Origin of the sequence: Sediminicola sp. 1XM1-17 (genome assembly GCF_037203765.1) — a bacterium.
Classification (GTDB): domain Bacteria; phylum Bacteroidota; class Bacteroidia; order Flavobacteriales; family Flavobacteriaceae; genus Sediminicola.
In genome coordinates, this window is the sequence record NZ_JBBCAS010000006.1 from 67,957 (window position 1) to 86,866 (window position 18,910).

Below are 18,910 nucleotides of genomic sequence, written 5' to 3' on the forward strand. Positions count from 1 at the left end.
TTTTGATTCGTAGTTAGATGGAATTTTCCACATAGACCCAGGCCTTTTTGCCGGAGGCTAAGGTAACCAATATTCTTTTGTAGGCCTTCCCTTCATAGGTGTCCGTAATCAATAATTCCTGAAATTCCATGGTATAACGGACACCTTTCAAGCTGTTGTTCTGGTTCTGTGATTCATGAATGACCTTGTATTTTCCCATAATTTTTTTGTCGGACATTTCGTATCCGATCAGCGCATCGGGGTAACCTGTCAGTTTCCTGCCAAACAGCCTGAATTGTATTTCGAGATCTTGAAGGGTGCCGTACGTAAAAAGTTCAATGGGTTCTCTCAAGGACAAAAAGATTTAAAATTCACCAATAATCTCAAGTTCTGTTCTAAAGGCCACCATTTTGTCTGCAAATAGTTTTAGGCCATTTTGGCGCATGGCTGGGGCGTCTTCGGTGTAATATTTTTTTAAGGTCTCCTTGCTGTCCGTGGTATATTGAACGGAATAGGTGGTCCCGCCCATTTGTTCTTCTACCATGACCCTACACATTTTGGCCTTGGTAAATTTTCCTGTGGCAAGCATTTCCGGGATATGGGTGTTCTGCATCCAGGAAAGCCATTGTTCATGTGCGGAATCTTCAATATTTGTGGTTACGTTGTAAATGTACATAAATGTGTTTTTTAATTATTAGTTGATGGCATCCCCTCTTAATATCCTATAGTTTTTCCGTGCCAAAGGAAAATAATAGCTGTCTTGATAATCATAGATAATTTTTTCATAGTTATCCTTGGCCTTATCAGGATCATTAAGTTTGTTTTTATATAATTCTGCCAGGGCGTAGTATGCGTCGTCAGCTAGAATGCCGCTACTGTAAAAGGTTATAATCTTTTGATAATTGAACTTGGCGGCCTCATAGTCCCTAAGGCTTTCCAACAATTGTCCTTGCTTGAACAGGGCCTCGTCCTCAATTTTCTCCCCTTTATGGTGCTCCAAAATATCGTTCAATTCGGCAATGGCTTCCTTGGTCTTTTTTTGATAGGCCAAAAGATCTGCTTTTGCATATTTTTTAAGTGCGGTCTGTGTTGAGTCCTCCAGGGAGTTATCGGAAATCAGAAGGCTTAGCTGCATGGCATCATTGGCGATAAGCTGGGAGGTTGAACTGCGGAGGACCTTTAACTGGGTCAGGGCCCAATCAAAATCGCCCTTGTAAAAACTGGTCTGTGCCACCTTAAAGCGGGCATCTTGGGCAAGGACATCATTTTTAAGATCTTTTTGTACCTGGGAAAAGTCGATCAGCGCCTCATTGAATTTTTGGTCGTATACCAAAATATCACCCAAGGCCATTTTTATATAGGCACTGCCGTACTTGTTCAAAGGGAGCTCCAAGCATTTTTTGAGGATGCTAATGGCCATATCGGGTTGATCCATCTTGAAGGTAAGGAAATTGGCGTAGGCTATCTGCAACTGTAAGGATTGGCTGTTATACCCATAGGATTCCATCAGTTGCTGGAAATTTTTATCAACCGCCTCCAATTTTTTGTCATCGGCATCCAAAAGATCTATTTCGATCAGGCTCAGTTCTGCATTCAATTTTATACTGCCCTCATAACCGTTGTCCACAATATATTGAAAAATGGTTTTGGCATCTTCCGTTGCGTTTTCTTCCATGGCCAGATTGCCCAAACTGACCAACCGCTGCAGGGTTCCTCCCGGATCCCTCTTGTAAATGGCCTTTTCTTGGTTAAAGGCACTGTTATATTGTTTTTGCTGTATAAAAAGCCAGCTCAATAGTTCGTTCCACAGGATATCTGGATTTTTTTGGGCATTCTGGAGGAGTATGCGCTTTAACTTGATGTTGTTTTCATTGGCGGGATCCGAGGAAATAAAATCATCTATATTTCTAAGGATATTGCTTTTGGAAGTGCTGCCATTGCTGATCAGGGTCAAATAGGACTCGTACATTTTTTCAATGTCGCCCTGTTCCCCATATATCCTTGCCAATTGAAAGTTGTAATCCAAATTGGGATTCAGTGCCATCGCCTTGATAAAGGCCTTTGTGGCATAATCCAAAAGGACGTACTGTTGAAATTTGGACCCAATGACATAGCCGTAATTGGGATTGTCATCGATCCGTGCCAGCGCCTTTTCATATTGTTCTTTGGCCCTTTCAGAAAGGCTTTGTAGATCGTAGTTGTGACCCAATTCTATAAGTAGGGTGGGGTAGGTGTTGCCATTTTGGATGCTTTCCACAAGGAATTTCTCTGCCTCGTCATAGCGTTCCAGTTGCTGATAGCAAGCAACAAGCCCTTCCAGATAATCGGGACGTCTCGGGTTTTTTTCTGCTAGTTTTTGGTAATAGATCAGCGCTTTTTCAAAACTCCCGTCATTAAAATATTGCTTCGCCAAAAAATCCTCCTGCGCATGGGAGGCCTGAAGGCAAAATAATGCTAATATGACAAGGATAGGCCGCACTATAGGTTTTTATTCAAATATACCATAGAATATGGAAAGTTGGTGTTAAGGGAGTCTAAAACAAAAGCCCGAACGTTGGTCCGGGCTTTAATTTATATTTCAGTTTTTTAATCTATCCTATCAAAACCGGTGTAGGGGCGAAGGACTTCAGGGATCATGATACCCTCAGGGGTCTGGTAATTTTCCAAAATTCCTGCCAATACTCTAGGTAGGGCCAGCGAGCTACCGTTAAGGGTGTGGGCAAACTGACTTTTTCCATTTTCATCCTTGAATCGCAGTTTCAATCTGTTTGCCTGATAGGTCTCAAAATTGGATACGGAGCTTATTTCCAACCAGCGGTCCTGGGCAGTTGAAAATACTTCGAAATCATAGGTCAATGCAGAGGTAAACCCTAAATCCCCTCCACATAATCTCAAGATCCTGTAAGGTAAATTCAGTTCCCTTAGAATGTTTTTTATATGTTCCACCATACCATCCAAGGCCTCATAGGATTTGCTAGGGTGTTCTACCCGGACAATTTCGACCTTGTCAAATTGGTGCAGACGGTTCAGGCCCCTAACGTGTGCGCCATAACTTCCGGCTTCCCTTCTAAAACAAGGGGTATATCCGGTGTATCGGATAGGGAAGTCGCTCTCGCTCAAAATAACATCCCTAAAAATATTGGTCACGGGAACCTCTGCAGTAGGAATCAAATAAAGATCATCTGCTCCTACGTGGTACATCTGCCCTTCTTTATCAGGCAATTGTCCGGTACCGTAACCGGAAGCCTCGTTGACCAAATGGGGCACTTGGATTTCTGTGTAGCCCGCCTCAGTATTCTTATCCAAAAAGTAGGCGATCAATGCCCTTTGGAGTCGGGCTCCCTTCCCTTTGTAAACAGGAAAACCAGCACCTGCGATTTTAACGCCCAGTTCAAAATCTATGATATCGTATTTTTTGGCAAGTTCCCAATGCGGTAATGCCTCGGCGTTGAGTTCGGGGACATCCCCTTCCTTGAAAATTTCCTCATTGTGCTCTTCGGAGCTACCGGCAGGAACCGAATCGTGGGGTATGTTGGGGATTTGGTACAATAAGGCCTGAAGCTCATCGGCTGTTGTGGCCAGATCTTCGGATAATTGTTTGGAGTCTTCCTTTAAGGTAGCGGTCTGTTCTTTTAGGCCATTGGCTTCTTGGGCTTTCCCACTCTTGAACAGTATACCGATCTCTTTGGAGAGTTTGTTGGATTCTGCCAGGGTATTGTCCAATTTGCTCTGCAGCGCACGTCTCTTTTCATCCAATTGGATGATATTGTCCATTAGTGGCGCCGCATCAATATTTCTTTTTTTAAGTGCGGTAACAATACCGGCTGTATTTTCACGTATAGCTTGTAGCTGTAACATTGATCTTTATTTTGATGGCACAAATTTAATGGATTACTCTTAATTCCCTTAAGAGTTTTTGGCTTAAGTTTTATTGCGGTTAAAATAAGCGCTTTCCTAGTTGGAAAGTTGCTTTGGAGAGGGCAAGATCCACTGGTGATGAGAAAAATGATCCCATGGTTCGGCAGCTAGATCCACCTTGGGGTCAATGAACATTCGTAAGGGCTTGCCATTGATGCTCAGTCTTGCCGTGACATAAACCCCAACATCCTGGCCCTTTTCGGCAGCCTCTTTTTTCAACCGTTGCGCAAACTGCCATATAAAATCAGGATAGGCCACTACCTTGCGCCTCTGGTTTTTGGTGAGGTAATCTTCCAGTCCAATAATCTTAAAGCTGCCATCATCCTTGTCCACCACCTTAAAACTGATGGTCCCGGTTCTTGACCGTAACATCATTCTCCAGCTCATGCGGTGTCCCTCTTCGGTCCAGAGTACATCGTCCGGGATAAAATGGTGCCTGATAGGTAGGGCCAATTGAATCAGGAAATAGATTGCCAGGGCCGTTACAATTCCATTTCTATAGGAAGGGATATGGAAATCATTTCCTTGAAATGGGATGCTTTTCCGGAAAAATAAACGCCCAATGGTTTTAGGTTCAAAGAAAAAGACCATAAAAGCGATGGACAGATAAGGGAATATCCCGATCTGGAAAACTATGGAATTGAAAAGGTGAAAGAAAATAGCGACAACGAAGGCCATTATCCGTGTTGGTTTCCACAATAGGGCAGGGATGATCAAAAGATCGAAAAGGATCCCTACCAGGCCAATGACAACATGTACCCAAGATAGTTGCAATAGGCCGCCAATAATAGGGTAGCTGGCTTTGGGAGCCATCAAGACCTCTATAAATCGGAAATCGAGCCAATCCCCGTACATTTTTGCTACGGCTGCATAGGTATAAACAATGAAAAGTTGAAAAACGATGACCCATTTGACATAAGCGGGCATGGAGCCGGAACGGATAGTGGGGTTCCGATGGGCATCCACGGCATAGCCGCGCTCTGCCGGTAGGAAAATCATGATAAAGGAGATCAATATCAACAAATAATAGTGATTGTTGTACGATGTCTTTTGCATGAGGTAAACGGCCGTCCACATAAGGGCGAAGGAGATGATGCTGAACCTATACTTATAACCAAGGGCGATGCACAGGCCCAGGGTGCCCATGATAAAGAAATATAGGTACATACCGTTCCCGGGTAAGGGCTGAAGCCATTCAAAACCAATAAAGGTAAAGGTGAACTGTGGATCTATAAGAGTCCGCTTGACCCATCCCGTGAGGATGGCGCCATAGCATTCCATACTAATAAGGATTCCAAAAAATATGCGGAAGATGAGTAAAGGGCTGTTGTCTATTCTTTTAAAAAGAAATTTGTCCCACATCTACTTTGATATTATGGCCAGGGATGTTTTTTTGTCTGCCAGTAACTGGGCTTTGAGCTCTTCCAAGGTATCGAACTTGTGTTCGTCCCTGATACGTTCCAAAATATCGATCTGTATCTTTTTGTCGTACAGGTTGTTCTCAAAATCAAAAAAATGGGTCTCTATACTTTTTTCGGTCCCGGATACTGTTGGATTGTACCCAATATTCATCATGCCAAATACGGTCTGCCCCTCGATGGTGCTTTTTACCACATAGACCCCTTTTTTGGGAATAAGCTTGTATTCCTCCGGAATATGTAGGTTGGCCGTGGGAAAATTAATTTGCCTTCCCAAGCCCTTGCCCTTGGAAACGGTTCCCGTCAACATATACGGGTAACCCAGATAGTTATTGGCAGTCTCTATGTCCCCTTCCAATAATGCCGTTCTAATTTTGGTGGAGCTTACAGATACATCGTCTATTTCTTGGGCAGGAATTTCCTCGACATCGAAACCCATCGATTTTCCAAATTCGATCAGATCGGTGATATTGGCATTTCTGTTTCTTCCGAAGCGATGGTCGTACCCTATGATAATCTTTTTTGTACCCAGGGAATCCACCAAAATATCCTGAACAAATTCTGTTGCCGATAGCCTTGAAAATTCTTTGGTAAAAGGGTGAATGATGAGGTTATCAAGACCAGTTTCCCTCAATATTTTGGCCTTTTCTTCAATGGTATTCAACAGTTTTATATCCGCTTGCTGCTGTAGTACCATCCTTGGATGGGGAAAAAAAGTAAGGACCGTAGATTTTAGATCCAACAATTTGGCATTGTTTATGAGGCGTTCCAATATCTTACGGTGGCCAATATGAACTCCATCGAAAGTTCCTATGGTTATGGCCGTAGGATGTTTTTTATCGTATTTGGAAATGCTTTGAACTGTAATCACGGATATTAAATAATAAAAAGGCTTATTTTTGAAACTATAACTGACCCTCTTGATGAATACAAAATTACATCTTGTTTTTTCAATTACCATATTATTTCTCTCCTTTTACGGTTCTGCACAGACCAATTATTGGGAAAGGGAGGTTTCAAGGGCGTCAGTTGTTGTAAAATCACTACCACAGTTAGATATGGACAGGGCAGTCATGTTCTCCTTGAAGGAGGCTGAATTTTCCAGGGAACTGCCAACCAAGAAAACAGACAAACAAGCCTCGAAGGTGGTCTATTTTCCAAATGAGAAAGGGGAGTTGGAAGGCTTTCAGGTGGTTGAAAAATCGGTTCTGTCCCCAGAGTTGGCCGTTAGATATCCAGAGATAAAATCGTATGTGGGAGTAGGTCTTTCCCATCCGGAAGATAGGATTCGCTTTAGTGTTTCCCACAAGGGGATCCAAAGTATGATTGTCCACGGGAATAGTGAGAAGACTACCTTTATGCAGAAGGCCTCTGAAGGCGGCAGTGCTTATGTGGTGTACTCCAATGAAATGAGTGCGGCTTCCAAGGCCGAGTTTATTTGTAACACCACCGCTGTTATGGAAAAGAACGGCTCGGGAGTAACTCAAAAGTTGGTGGACGATCAGCAGTTGCGAAAATTTAGGTTGGCTGTCTCTGCCACGGGGGAATATACGGTATATCATGGTGGGACCAAGGCTGATGCACTTGCTGCCATCAATGCCACTGTTACCAGGATCAATGAGGTCATGGAAACAGATCTGGGGGTGTCCCTGGAATTGGTGGCAAACAACGATTTGGTCATTTATACAGATGCTGCCACAGATCCCTACAATGGAAATTTGAACAATCAGGTTCAGAATACGTTGACCGCAAATATTGGGGAGGCCAATTACGATGTGGGGCATTTGTTCCATAAGGATGCCAATAGTGGTAATGCGGGATTTATTGGCGCGGTATGCCAAAATAATAAAAAGGGGAGTGGCTATTCTTCGGCGGTAAACCCTGAAGGGGATCTTTTCGATCTTGATTTTGTAGCCCATGAGATGGGGCATCAATTTGGCGCCAACCATACCTGGTCCTTTGAATCTGAAGGTACGGGCGTACAGGCAGAACCAGGGAGCGGTTCTACGATCATGGGATATGCGGGAATTGCGGAAGCCAATAATGTGGCCTCCAGCGGGGATGATTATTATCATTATTACAGTATATTTCAGATTACAGAATATTTGAAGACGACCAGTTGCGCCCAAATTATTACACGTTCCAATGCCACTCCGGTCATAGCGCCCATCGGTGATTTTGTGATACCCAAATCCACTGCTTTCGTGCTTACGGGTTCTGCTACGGATGCTGATGCCGGGGATGTGCTTACCTATGCTTGGGAACAAATAGATGACGGGGTGGTGACCAACTTGACTTTTGGCCCTACCAATCCCAGTGGGGCCAATTTTAGGTCCCTGAAGCCGACCACAGACCCCAAAAGATATTTTCCAAAACTATCCAGGGTCATGCAGGGAAGGCTTACGCAGGTAAACCCTTCTGTCAATTCGGCTTGGGAAACGGTATCGGATGTTGAGCGGGAGTTGAATTTTGCGCTCACCGTTAGGGACAATGCCGCAGGTGGCGGACAGGTAAATGCGGAGCTCACCAAGGTTGATGTGGTGAATAGTGCCGGTCCTTTTGTGGTGACTTCACAGACGACGAATGAGGTTTACCAGGCGGGTACCGTGCAAGAAATAACCTGGAATGTGGCCAATACCAATACCGCTCCAGTCAATGCCAGTACTGTTGACATATTTTTGTCGACCGATGGCGGACAGACCTTTCCAATGGTATTGGCAAACGACGTGCCCAATGACGGACTTCATCCAGTTTTATTGCCGGGCAATGCCACTCCTACAGCTAGAATTATGGTCAAGGCGCATGACAATATCTTTTTTGCGGTCAATGCTGCCAATTTTTCCATACAGGCCGCTCCCATTGTTATGGAGTTTGGTACTCTGAATTATGAAACCTGCCAGCCCAATGACTGGTTCATTCCATTTACCTATAGGACCTATTTGGGTTTTAATGAAGAGGTGACCTTTAGCGCCTCCGGTGTACCTGGCGTATTGAGCACCAATTTTACGCCAGCTACGGCAACGGCCGATAATACCCCTGTTACCCTTACTTTTGGCAATTCCGGAAGTCTGCCGGAAGGTAGTTATCCCATTGATATAGTGGCTACGGCTTCCGGGGGCACCAGCAGCCAGGTGCAAATTCTGTTAAAGGTTTATGATGCCTCCTTCCCTGATGTACCCTTGATTTCTCCAACTGATGGTGTAATTGGAGTTGGACTTGCCCCTACATTGACCTGGCAAAACGGTGATGCCTATACCTCTTATGACGTGGAGGTTGCCACCGATGCCTCATTTGTTGATTTGGTAGACACCAAAACCGTTATTTTTAATAGTTATATCCCTTCTGGTTTGCAGCAGGACACCACCTATTATTGGAGGGTAAAGCCGCGCAACAGTTGTGGGGAGGGTACTTTTGGGCCTGCCTTTAGTTTTACAACCAAACAGATCAATTGTAAGAGTTTTGTTGCCAATGGACTGCCTGCAGCCATTACTTCGGTAGGAACCCCGGTGGTGACCTCCAAGATTAGTTTTATTGAAGATCTCCCTATAGCAGATATCAATGTTAACCTGGATATTAGCCATACCTATTTGGAAGATTTGGTAATTACCTTGATCTCTCCGGCAGGGACCAAGGTTGTCCTGACCTCCAGTTCTTGCGGTTCTCTCAGAAATATAAATGCCACCTTTGACGATGACGCCTCACCGTTCAGCTGTATGAACAACCCGGCCATAAGTGGGGTGGTAAAACCTTTGGGTTCCCTTGCTGCTTTTAACGGGGAGTCTTTGTTTGGGGAATGGACCTTGGAGATACGTGACAATGCTCCTTCGGATGGAGGATCTTTAAATGCCTTTTCATTGGATGTTTGCGTGGAAGGGGCCTTTAGGCCAGATGCTGATGAAGATGGGGTTTTTGATGATGGTGATGATCTTTGTCTTGGCACTCCAAAAGGATTTGAAGTAGATGTAAACGGATGTGCCATTTACAGGCTCCCAAAGGATAACTTCCTGGTAGAGGTACAGAGTGAGTCCTGTAGGAACAACAATGATGGATCTATTGTGATTACAGCCAAAGAGGCATTGGATTATTCCATTACAGTAGTCGGCAATGGGATTAATGAGGCAGATAATTTTACCGCCTTGTACAACCTGGATACCCTGCCCGCAGGAACCTTTCAAGTTTGTATTGTAGGTAGCTCAGGAACCATTACTTATGAAGAATATTGTTTCGAAATTGTAGTGGCGGAGCCGGTACCCTTGAGCGTGTTCGCTAAAATTACTACCGATGGAAGACAGGTGGAACTCAATTTGGCAGGTTCCAACCTATATAATATTGAATTGAACGGGGAAGTTCAACAGACCACCAAATCGGAAATAACACTCGACTTGAAAAATGGACTGAACACACTGAAAATATATACCAATATTCCCTGCCAGGGAGTGTATGAAGAAGATCTGTTTGTGGCGGACAAGGCTATATTGTACCCTAATCCGGTTGAAGATAGTGCCACTTTGTTTTTCGGAGCCATGGTGGAGCGCGTATTTGTTCAGGTATATAACGTTCAAGGAACCTTGGTGATGAAAAGAATGCAACGAGTGGGTGATAGGGAAATGCACTTGGATTTCACTGGCCTGTCTACCGGGGTTTATATTTTAAAGTATGATGCAGGTACTAATAGGGGGGCGTTTAAAGTAATTAAAAGATGAGGTATATAGCGGTTTTGTTTCTGGTGTTGATTTTTTTGGGCTGTGGTGGCAAGGATGCGCCAAAGGCCCCGGAAAGCAGTATGTTGGTTTTTCCCCTGAAAAATTCTGAGTGTACCACAGGGGTGAGTCTTAACAACACTACCAGTGAGGTGGAGTTCCAATGGCAGGCCTCGGATTTCACAGAATCCTATCAGATCAGAGTAACCAATTTGGTGACCAATGTGAGTCAGAATATGAGTACTACGGCAACCTCGATAAGGTTGCCACTGGATAAAGGGGCGCCGTATTCGTGGTTTATAACCTCTTCAAATACGAATGTGGCGGAAACGGCCACGAGTGAGATATGGCTTTTTTACAATGCAGGTTTTCAAACATCCTATGCCCCGTTTCCTGCGGAAATTATAGCTCCAAAATCTGGGGCTTCGGTCTTGAGAAGCGCCAATAATGAGGTGGAATTAGATTGGTCCGGTGCGGATGTGGACAATGATATTACCGGTTACGAAGTCTATTTTTCTACCGATAACCCTCCAGAAACACTTATTTTTTCTCCTTTGGCGAACGACACGAATGTGAATGTGACGGTGGTGCCAAATACCGTATATTACTGGCGGATTAAAACCTTGGATAGTGAGGGCAATTCCTCAGATACTGGGGTGTACCAATTTAAATCACTTTAGGCAACTAGGAGTTGTTGTATTGGTTCATGGTGCGGTTTATTCCGGCCAGAACAAAGGATTTTATCAATTCCGTAGCCTTCTTAAAGCGTTCCGGTAATGCTTTCTGTTCCTCTTCGTTCCATTCCCCAAGTACATAATCAACTTGTCTTCCCTGACCAAAATCGGCCCCTACCCCAAATCTAAAGCGATTGTAATTGGTGGTTTCCAAACTCGCTTGGGTATCCTTTAAGCCATTATGGCCGCCATCGCTGCCCTTGGTCTTTACCCGAATGGTGCCAAACGGGAGGTTGATGTCATCGGTGATGACCATCAGGTTTTCCATGGGAATCTTTTCCTTCTCCATCCAGTACTTTATGGCTTTGCCGCTACGGTTCATATAGGTAGAGGGCTTTAGAAGTAAGACGCTTCGTCCCTTCACTTTTAGGATGGAGACATCCCCTAATTTTTGGGTCTCAAAAGTCAGTTCCTCCGTTTTGGCAATATCATCCAAAATTTTAAAACCAATATTATGTCTTGTATTGGCGTATTCTGCTCCAATATTTCCTAAACCGACAATTAAAAATTTTTTCATGGGTTCCTTTTCCTCGAGGAGGGTCTTTTTGGTGGTAAAAAGGGATTTAAGCAATCCAAACATAGTCTGGGCATTTAATTTGGCGTAAAAATACAAAAGCATCCCAATTTCTTGGGATGCTTTTAAGTATAGTGAATATGTAACTATTCTGTAGCTTCAGTAGTTGCTTCAGCAGCCTCTGCTCCTTCTGCTCCTTCTGCTCCTTCTTCTTCATCCTCTTCAACAAGAACTGCGTTACGGGCAGATTTAACCTGTACAACCAAAGTTGAATCTGGATGTAAAATAGTAAAATCGTCACTTAGAAGAGATGCAACTGTAATGTAACCTCCAATTTTCAATTTAGAGATATCCACATTGAAGAAATCTGGAAGATTGTCAGGAAGTGCCTTAATGGCAAGTTTCCTTTTTCTCCATAATAATCTACCACCATTTCTTACCCCTGGAGAGTTACCTACCAAGTTAACTGGAATTTGCATAGTAACAAGCTTGTCACTGAACAATTGGTAAAAATCAACGTGTAGGATGGCATCCGTTACAGGGTGAAACTGGATATCCTGCAATACCGCGTTGAATTTAGTTTTACCCAAATCAATCACAGCCGTGTGAGCGTTAGGGGTGTACACTAAATCTTTGAATGATAACTCATCTGCTGTAAAGTGTAGTGGCTTATCCCCTCCGTATAACACGCAAGGAACCTTTCCAGCATTACGTAGAGCCTTACTAGCCTTCTTGCCCACGCTTTCTCTTTCTGATCCTTTAATTGTAATTGACTTCATTATATATATTAATTATTAATTAAATACGCTTTCTATTCCTGGGAATTCCAGGCTTACATTAAAAATTTTGAACTTATGGAGGTGTTTTGGTGTACACGTTGCATAACATCCGAAAACAATTCCGCACAACTCAATACTTTTACCTTATTGCTTTCCTTTTTTAGGGGAATGGAGTCGGTCACTATAAGTTCTGATAGTTTGGACTTCTCAATTTTTTCATAGGCATCACCGGATAACAAGGCATGAGTTGTGATAGCCCTAACACTGACAGCACCGCGTTCCATCATCAAATCGGCTGCTTTTGTCAAGGTTCCGGCAGTATCCACCATATCATCTACCAAGACCACATTTTTGCCCTGGACATCCCCTATGAGTTCCATATGGGAAATTATGTTGGCTTTTTCCCTCTGTTTGTAACAGATGACCACGTCGCATTCCAAAGCCTTGGAATAGGCATAGGCCCTTTTTGATCCACCCATATCCGGGGAAGCAATGGTCAGGTTGTCCAAATTCAGATTTTTTAGATAAGGCAAAAACAATGTAGAGGCAAATAAATGATCTACCGGTTTTTCAAAAAACCCTTGAATCTGATCGGCGTGAAGGTCCATGGTAATGATCCTTGTGGCACCGGCAACTTCCAACATTTTTGCAACCAATTTTGCTGCAATCGGAACTCTTGGCTTGTCTTTTCTATCTTGTCTGGCCCAACCAAAATAGGGCATCACCGCTGTAATATGTCTAGCTGAGGCACGCTTGGCGGCATCCAACATCAACAGCATTTCCATTAAGTTCTCAGAACTTGGATTTGTGGATCCCACTATAAAAACCCTCGCCCCACGTACCGATTCTTCAAAAGACGGTTGAAACTCGCCATCGCTATATCTGGAAAAGATAACCTTTCCTAAATCGGATCCAAATGATTTTGCAATCCTTTCCGCTAAATGCGTACTTTGGGTACATGCAAAAATTTTAGGTTCTGGTACTTGATAGGGCATTCTTAAAGTGTTTATTTTCAAGGATTTTCTCAAACGAGGTGCAAATTTAGAAATTAATTGTGTTGAGAAGATATAAATTTTGTTTTTTTTTGTGTGAAAATGAAAATAATTTCTATTTTTGCAGTCCAAAATTTGCCTTGGTGGCGGAATTGGTAGACGCGCTGGATTCAAAATCCAGTGTCTTTGACGTGTGGGTTCGATTCCCACCCAAGGTACAAAGCCTCACAGAAATGTGGGGCTTTTGTTTTGTTAACCCCATCTCCTTCTTGAAAAGTTATGTGACTTTTGGGCATTCGTTACAAGTCTTAAGAGAATTTTAATACCCATTATATGGGGAGGAACCTATTTTTGTAAAAAAAAAAGAGATGTCCAAAAACACAGTTCTTCATAAAGCTAACACAAGAGGTCATGCCAATCACGGGTGGTTGGATAGCCACCACACCTTTAGCTTTGCAAACTACCACGACCGTGAACGCATGAATTTCGGAGTTCTTAGGGTCCTCAATGATGATGTCGTGGCAGGAGGTATGGGTTTTGGGACCCATCCCCACAACAACATGGAAATCATTTCCATTCCGCTGGAAGGGGATTTGCAGCATAAGGACAGTATGGGGAATGTGGCGGTTATTAGTCAAGGAGACGTTCAAGTGCTGAGTGCCGGAACCGGAATCTCACACTCAGAGCAAAATAAGAACCGGGATAGAGCTGTAAAATTTTTGCAGATTTGGGTGTTCCCAAACAAACAAAATGTGACCCCGAGGTATGACCAGATTGCCATTGGTGATGTAGAAAAAAGGAATGAACTCTATCAGGTGTTGTCTCCCAATCCCGACGATGAAGGGGTTTGGATACATCAGGATGCCTGGTTTTTTATGGGGAACCTAGAGGCAGGTATATCTCGGAACTACCATCTTCACAAGCCTGGGAACGGTATCTATGTCTTTGTACTGGAGGGCAGTGTTTCTGTAGATGGACAGGCATTGGACAAACGGGACGGATTTGGTATCTGGGATGTGGAAGATATCGAGATCAAAGCAGATACAGATGCCAAGGTGCTAGTTATGGAAGTGCCCATGGAGCTGTCCTAATATCTACCAAAGCTCAGCACAACAGAATTAATGTCTTACTGGAACAAAGTCCAAAATAGATCCATTGTACTGTAATAGTGGGCGGTACTGGCCCCTATCGGAAGATATTATACCCACATATTCCTATAAATGTTCTGAATATTATGTAACTTATTTCAAATAAGCCACTTAATATTTAGCAACATGAGTAAAACCCTTGCTTCAGCTAAAGCCAATTTTGGTACACTCCCGGTATTTTTAACGGCCATTTCCACTATTTTGGGGGCCGTGATGTTTTTGAGGTTTGGATTTGCAGTAGGGTCCGTGGGATTCGCTGGGACCCTGTTGATTATCCTCATTGGCCATATGGTTACCATACCCACGGCCATGGCCCTGGCAGAAATTGCAACCAATCAGAAGGTGGAAGGGGGAGGCGAATATTTTATTATTTCCCGTTCCTTTGGGGTTACCATAGGTGCGGCCATAGGAATAGCGCTATACCTGTCCCAAGCAATTAGTGTTGCATTCTATGTCATTGCCTTTGCGGAAGCTTTTGAAGCTATTAAACCCTGGGTACTCAGCGAATTTGGCTATGAACTCTATGATAATAGGTTGTTCAGTATCCCTGCATTGTTGGCCTTGATATGGTTGATGGTTACCAAAGGTGCCGATTTGGGTATGAAGGCACTATATGTGGTTGTGGCCATACTTGCCATTTCCCTGATCCTTTTTTTTATGGGTTCCACGGAGTACACCGAGGTGTTTGATAGTACCATGCTCTTTAATGGTGTTACTTCCGATAAAGGATTCTTTTATGTGTTTGCCATTATTTTTCCGGCTTTTACCGGAATGACGGCCGGGGTTGGACTCTCCGGGGATCTGAGGGATCCCAAAAAATCCATCCCCATGGGGACCTTGGCCGCTACCATTATCGGCATGGTGATCTACGTGTTCATCGCCTATAAATTAATAAGCTCTGCCAGTACGGCCGACCTGGTTAACGACCAATTGGTGATGGGTAAGATTGCTATCTGGGGCCCCATCATCCCCATTGGACTGGCCGCCGCAACCATATCCTCAGCACTCGGCTCATTTATGGTGGCCCCCAGAACCTTACAGGCCATCGGAGGGGATAAGGTTTTTCATAATAGGTTTGTGAACTATTGGGTGGCCAAGGGCGTAAAAAAGAACAACGAACCCCGTAATGCCACAATCCTTACCAGCGTGATTGCCCTGATATTTGTGTTGCTGGGCGATGTAAATGCCGTAGCGGAGATAATTTCCATGTTTTTTATGGTCACCTATGGGTCCCTATGCCTAATATCATTTATGCAGCATTTTGCGGCCGATCCTTCCTACAGGCCCTCTTTTAAATCCAAATGGTACCTTTCCCTCTTGGGGGCCATTATGTGTATATATCTGATGTTCAAGATTAATACCCCTTATGCTTTTGCCGCCATCCTGCTCATGGTGGTGTTGTATTTTTACATATCCCTAAAAAGCGATACCGAGAAAGGGATGGCCAGTATTTTTCAAGGGGTCATCCATCAGTTCAATAGGACCATACAGGTATTTCTACAAAAATCGGAAAAGGTGAAAGAGGAGGAGGATTGGCGCCCTGCCGTGCTTTGCCTGTCCAAGGACAGTTTTGAGAGATACAGTGCCTTGGAAATGATGAAATGGATCTCCCATCGGTATGGCTTTGGAACCTATATCCATTTTGAAAAGGAATATTTTTCCAAGGAATCAAAATTGATGGCCGAGGAAAAGTTGAAAAAACTGATCACCATTGCTTCCAATAGTAAATCCAACGTTTATTTGGAAACCTTGATTTCGCCTTCCAATACTGGGGCGATCATTCAGGCCATTCAACAACCAGGGATATCGGGCCAGCCCAATAATATGATGCTCTTTGAGTTCAAAAAGGGAGAAGTAGATTGGCTTTCCGTTATCGTGGATAATTACAGCGTCCTTAAAACGGCCAAATATGACCTATGCATCTTGGCGAGTTCGGATAAGGGATTTGGATACAAAAAAGATATCCATGTCTGGATCCGAAAAGAGGATTATGAGAATGCAAACCTTATGATCCTGTTGTCCTATATCATCCTAGGCCATCCGGATTGGAAAAAAGGACAAATTAAAATATTTGCCACCTTCCCAAAGGAAAACCTGAAACAAGAGGAAGAAAACCTGATCCAACTTACCTCTAGCGGACGTTTGCCGATTTCTGCAAAAAACATCCGGGTCATAGCCACGGACGAAGGGGTGGACAGGAAGCAGCTCGTAAACGATTTTTCCATGGATGCCGATCTTACCCTCTTGGGCTTTCACGAGGGGATGATCAAATCTGACAGGGGCATCGAAATGTTCGAAGGCTATGATCATGTTGGTAATATTCTGTTTGTGAATACGCTGACCTCTAAATTCATAATTTAAGAGTTGATGTTCGTCACCGAAATCAATTTTGTTGTTGGGAATTGCGAAAAATGTGTTTATTCCAATATACTTGGCGATATTTGCCCTTTTTTAAAGGAGTATGGAGTTAAAGGGCAAGCAAAGGATTACCTTAAGCATTTATTTTTTTCTCTCGGGCTTTTGCTTTGCGACCTGGGCTTCCCGTATCCCCACGATAAAGTCGAATTTTGATTTCAACGAAGCGGAATTGGGCAGTCTCTTGCTGGCCATGCCGATAAGCTCTTTGGTGGGGTTGCCTATTTCAGGGTGGTTGGTATCCCGTTTCGATAGTCGGATCCCTTTAGTGGTGTCATTCTTCTTTTTTAGTTTGGGACTTACAGCCATAGGTTGGGCACAGACCCCATTTATGTTGGTGGCCGCCATATGCCTGTTTTCCTTTAGTATGCGCATCTTGAACATTGCCATGAATACACAGGCGATTACGCTTCAAAAGCTGTTCAATAGAAAAATTAACGGTAGTTTCCACGGCATATGGAGTACAGGCGGGATAGCGGGGGTTGGCTTTTCTTCCCTTTTGGTGAAACTACAGGTTTCCATGGCCGTACATCTGATGGCCGTTTCCCTAATAGTATTATTGGTGGCCCTGATGGCTTTTAAGCTGTTGTTGCGCAATGATAGATCACCCCATGGCAACAAATTGATCATAGGAAAACCAGACCCATTTATCCTGAATCTGGGTATCCTGATTTTTTTTGCGGCCTTGTGTGAAGGTGGAATGTACGATTGGAGCGGGGTCTATTTCAAGGAGGTGATTCAGGTGGAGGTGTTTACCTTGGGGTATTTGGTCTTTATGATTTTTATGGCCCTCTCCAGGTTTCTTTCAGATCATATCATTGATCGTATCGGGGTTGAGAAAACCTATTTGCTCAGTGCCCTTTTGATTTCAATAGGAGTTTTAATGATTATTGTGCTACCTTTCTTCTGGCCTGCCATGATAGGATTCTGTATTGTAGGTTTTGGGGCGGCATCCATTTTTCCGATGACCATGACTTTGGCGGGAACCTCAAAGAAGTATTCTGCGGGAATGGTAATTTCCATTATCGGAACCTACGGGATATTGGGGATGTTCATAGGCCCGCCCTTAATTGGTTATCTGGCACATGCATTTGGATTAAGGATTTCCTTTATTCTATTTATCATATCTGGATTAATGCTTATTCCCGTCTCCCAATTGATATTTAGGTACCAAAAAAATCAGGAATAGGGCTTTTAGGTTGGATAGGTCATGGATTATGTCTGCCACGTGCACAAAAAATTGTAATTTTCAACAAAGAATTTGATATACATGCGCAAGTATGGATTTTTATGGCTTCTGTGTATTTTGACCTCTTGTGACTGGTTTCCTTCCAAGGAAGTCCGGACCCAAAGACTGGTGGACCAAGAAATGCAAACCATTGATTGGAATGGGGTAGACCAGTATCCACTCTTCGACAATTGCGACGAGGTTGCCAGTTTGGCGAGCCAGAAAGCATGTTTTGAAAACACGTTGCTCGGGCATTTTTCCGCTACATTGAATGAGTTCGAATACGAGCTGGAGGGAGATGTGCATGATACTGTCTTTATCGATTTTAAGATTGATAAGATGGGGGCTATTTCATTGTTGCAGATGAATAAAAATGCACGGATAGAGGACCAGATTCCAGAGTTTGAAATTATCATCACCAGAAGTTTGATGACCTTACCGCCGGTGGCACCCGCTTTAAAAAGGGGTATTCCGGTAGGTGCAAAGTTTAGGATACCGATAGTGTTGAACACAAAATAAAATTTTGGCAAACGAAAAGATTATATTGGGGATAGACCCGGGAACTACCATAATGGGTTTTGGCCTGATCAAGGTGGTTAACAAGAAGATGGAGTTTTTACAGATGAACGAGCTCTTGCTCCAAAAGTACGACGACCCATACATAAAACTAAAGCTTATTTTTGAACGGACCATAGAGCTTATTGATACCTACCATCCGGATGAAATTGCCATAGAAGCTCCCTTTTTTGGTAAAAATGTGCAATCCATGCTCAAATTGGGAAGGGCACAGGGGGTGGCCATGGCAGCCGGACTTTCCAGGCAGATCCCGATCACGGAATACCTTCCAAAGAAAATAAAAATGGCGATCACCGGAAATGGTAATGCCAGCAAGGAACAGGTTGCTAGAATGCTGCAAAGTACCTTGGGATTGAAATCCCTCCCCAAAAATCTGGACAGTACGGACGGACTGGCAGCTGCTGTTTGCCATTTTTATAATGAGGGCAGAATTGAGATCGGTAAAAGTTATTCGGGTTGGGATGCTTTTGTAAAACAGAATGCCAATAAGGTAAAGAAACAGTAAAACA

The 18,910-nt window shown here is 43.6% G+C and carries 16 protein-coding genes and 1 tRNA gene; 8 read left to right on the top strand and 9 right to left on the bottom strand.

Annotated features, from left to right (window positions below; genetic code table 11):
- Positions 1-13: 13 nt before the first annotated feature.
- The 6 genes from WAA86_RS10265 to WAA86_RS10290 form a co-directional block, all read right to left on the bottom strand.
- Complete coding sequence (locus tag WAA86_RS10265) at positions 14-331, bottom strand: gamma-glutamylcyclotransferase family protein (protein ID WP_337300914.1); 318 nt, start codon at positions 329-331, stop codon at positions 14-16.
- A 12-nt stretch (positions 332-343) separates the two neighbouring features.
- Positions 344-655, bottom strand: a complete 312-nt coding sequence (locus tag WAA86_RS10270) for a DUF4286 family protein (RefSeq protein WP_337300915.1) — start codon at positions 653-655, stop codon at positions 344-346.
- 18 nt (positions 656-673) lie between these two features.
- Positions 674-2,458, bottom strand: a complete 1,785-nt coding sequence (locus WAA86_RS10275; protein ID WP_443217582.1) for a tetratricopeptide repeat protein — start codon at positions 2,456-2,458, stop codon at positions 674-676.
- A gap of 107 nt (positions 2,459-2,565) precedes the next feature.
- Entirely contained in the window at positions 2,566-3,837 is a 1,272-nt protein-coding gene (gene serS / locus WAA86_RS10280) for a serine--tRNA ligase (protein ID WP_337300916.1), read from the bottom strand.
- Between the two features lie 96 nt (positions 3,838-3,933).
- Positions 3,934-5,259 (bottom strand): HTTM domain-containing protein, encoded by a 1,326-nt coding sequence (locus WAA86_RS10285; RefSeq protein WP_337300917.1) that lies wholly within the window; start codon positions 5,257-5,259, stop codon positions 3,934-3,936.
- Complete coding sequence (locus WAA86_RS10290; RefSeq protein ID WP_337300918.1) at positions 5,260-6,186, bottom strand: bifunctional riboflavin kinase/FAD synthetase; 927 nt, start codon at positions 6,184-6,186, stop codon at positions 5,260-5,262.
- Between the two features lie 52 nt (positions 6,187-6,238).
- Here WAA86_RS10290 and WAA86_RS10295 point away from each other — a divergent pair, with 52 nt between their 5' ends.
- Both WAA86_RS10295 and WAA86_RS10300 read left to right on the top strand, forming a co-directional pair.
- Positions 6,239-10,018 carry a reprolysin-like metallopeptidase gene (locus WAA86_RS10295; RefSeq protein WP_337300919.1) on the top strand — a complete coding sequence of 1,260 codons (3,780 nt, stop codon included), beginning with the start codon at positions 6,239-6,241 and terminating at the stop codon, positions 10,016-10,018.
- A complete protein-coding gene (locus WAA86_RS10300; RefSeq protein WP_337300920.1) occupies positions 10,015-10,695 on the top strand; it encodes a hypothetical protein in 681 nt (226 codons plus the stop codon). The genes WAA86_RS10295 and WAA86_RS10300 overlap by 4 nt, the downstream gene beginning before the upstream one ends.
- A 4-nt stretch (positions 10,696-10,699) precedes the next feature.
- Here WAA86_RS10300 and pth read toward each other — a convergent pair whose 3' ends face one another.
- From pth to WAA86_RS10315, 3 genes are all read right to left on the bottom strand, one after another.
- Positions 10,700-11,329, bottom strand: a complete 630-nt coding sequence (gene pth, locus WAA86_RS10305; RefSeq protein ID WP_337300921.1) for an aminoacyl-tRNA hydrolase — start codon at positions 11,327-11,329, stop codon at positions 10,700-10,702.
- A gap of 80 nt (positions 11,330-11,409) precedes the next feature.
- On the bottom strand, positions 11,410-12,042 hold the full coding sequence (locus WAA86_RS10310) for a 50S ribosomal protein L25/general stress protein Ctc (RefSeq protein WP_337300922.1): 633 nt from the start codon (positions 12,040-12,042) through the stop codon (positions 11,410-11,412).
- A 53-nt stretch (positions 12,043-12,095) separates the two neighbouring features.
- Positions 12,096-13,037 (bottom strand): ribose-phosphate pyrophosphokinase, encoded by a 942-nt coding sequence (locus tag WAA86_RS10315; protein ID WP_337300923.1) that lies wholly within the window; start codon positions 13,035-13,037, stop codon positions 12,096-12,098.
- A gap of 134 nt (positions 13,038-13,171) precedes the next feature.
- Here WAA86_RS10315 and WAA86_RS10320 point away from each other — a divergent pair.
- From WAA86_RS10320 to ruvC, 6 genes are all read left to right on the top strand, one after another.
- Positions 13,172-13,252, top strand: a tRNA-Leu gene (locus WAA86_RS10320).
- A 150-nt stretch (positions 13,253-13,402) separates the two neighbouring features.
- The gene (locus WAA86_RS10325) at positions 13,403-14,125 is read left to right on the top strand and encodes a pirin family protein (protein ID WP_337300924.1); all 723 of its coding nucleotides are present in this window, start codon (positions 13,403-13,405) and stop codon (positions 14,123-14,125) included.
- Positions 14,126-14,308: 183 nt separating this feature from the next.
- Positions 14,309-16,543, top strand: coding sequence for a hypothetical protein (locus WAA86_RS10330; RefSeq protein WP_337300925.1), 2,235 nt, complete (start codon positions 14,309-14,311; stop codon positions 16,541-16,543).
- A gap of 100 nt (positions 16,544-16,643) precedes the next feature.
- Complete coding sequence (locus tag WAA86_RS10335) at positions 16,644-17,786, top strand: MFS transporter (protein WP_337300926.1); 1,143 nt, start codon at positions 16,644-16,646, stop codon at positions 17,784-17,786.
- Between the two features lie 81 nt (positions 17,787-17,867).
- On the top strand, positions 17,868-18,344 hold the full coding sequence (locus tag WAA86_RS10340) for a hypothetical protein (RefSeq protein ID WP_337300927.1): 477 nt from the start codon (positions 17,868-17,870) through the stop codon (positions 18,342-18,344).
- Between the two features lie 4 nt (positions 18,345-18,348).
- Positions 18,349-18,906, top strand: a complete 558-nt coding sequence (gene ruvC / locus WAA86_RS10345) for a crossover junction endodeoxyribonuclease RuvC (RefSeq protein ID WP_337300928.1) — start codon at positions 18,349-18,351, stop codon at positions 18,904-18,906.
- Positions 18,907-18,910: the final 4 nt, after the last annotated feature.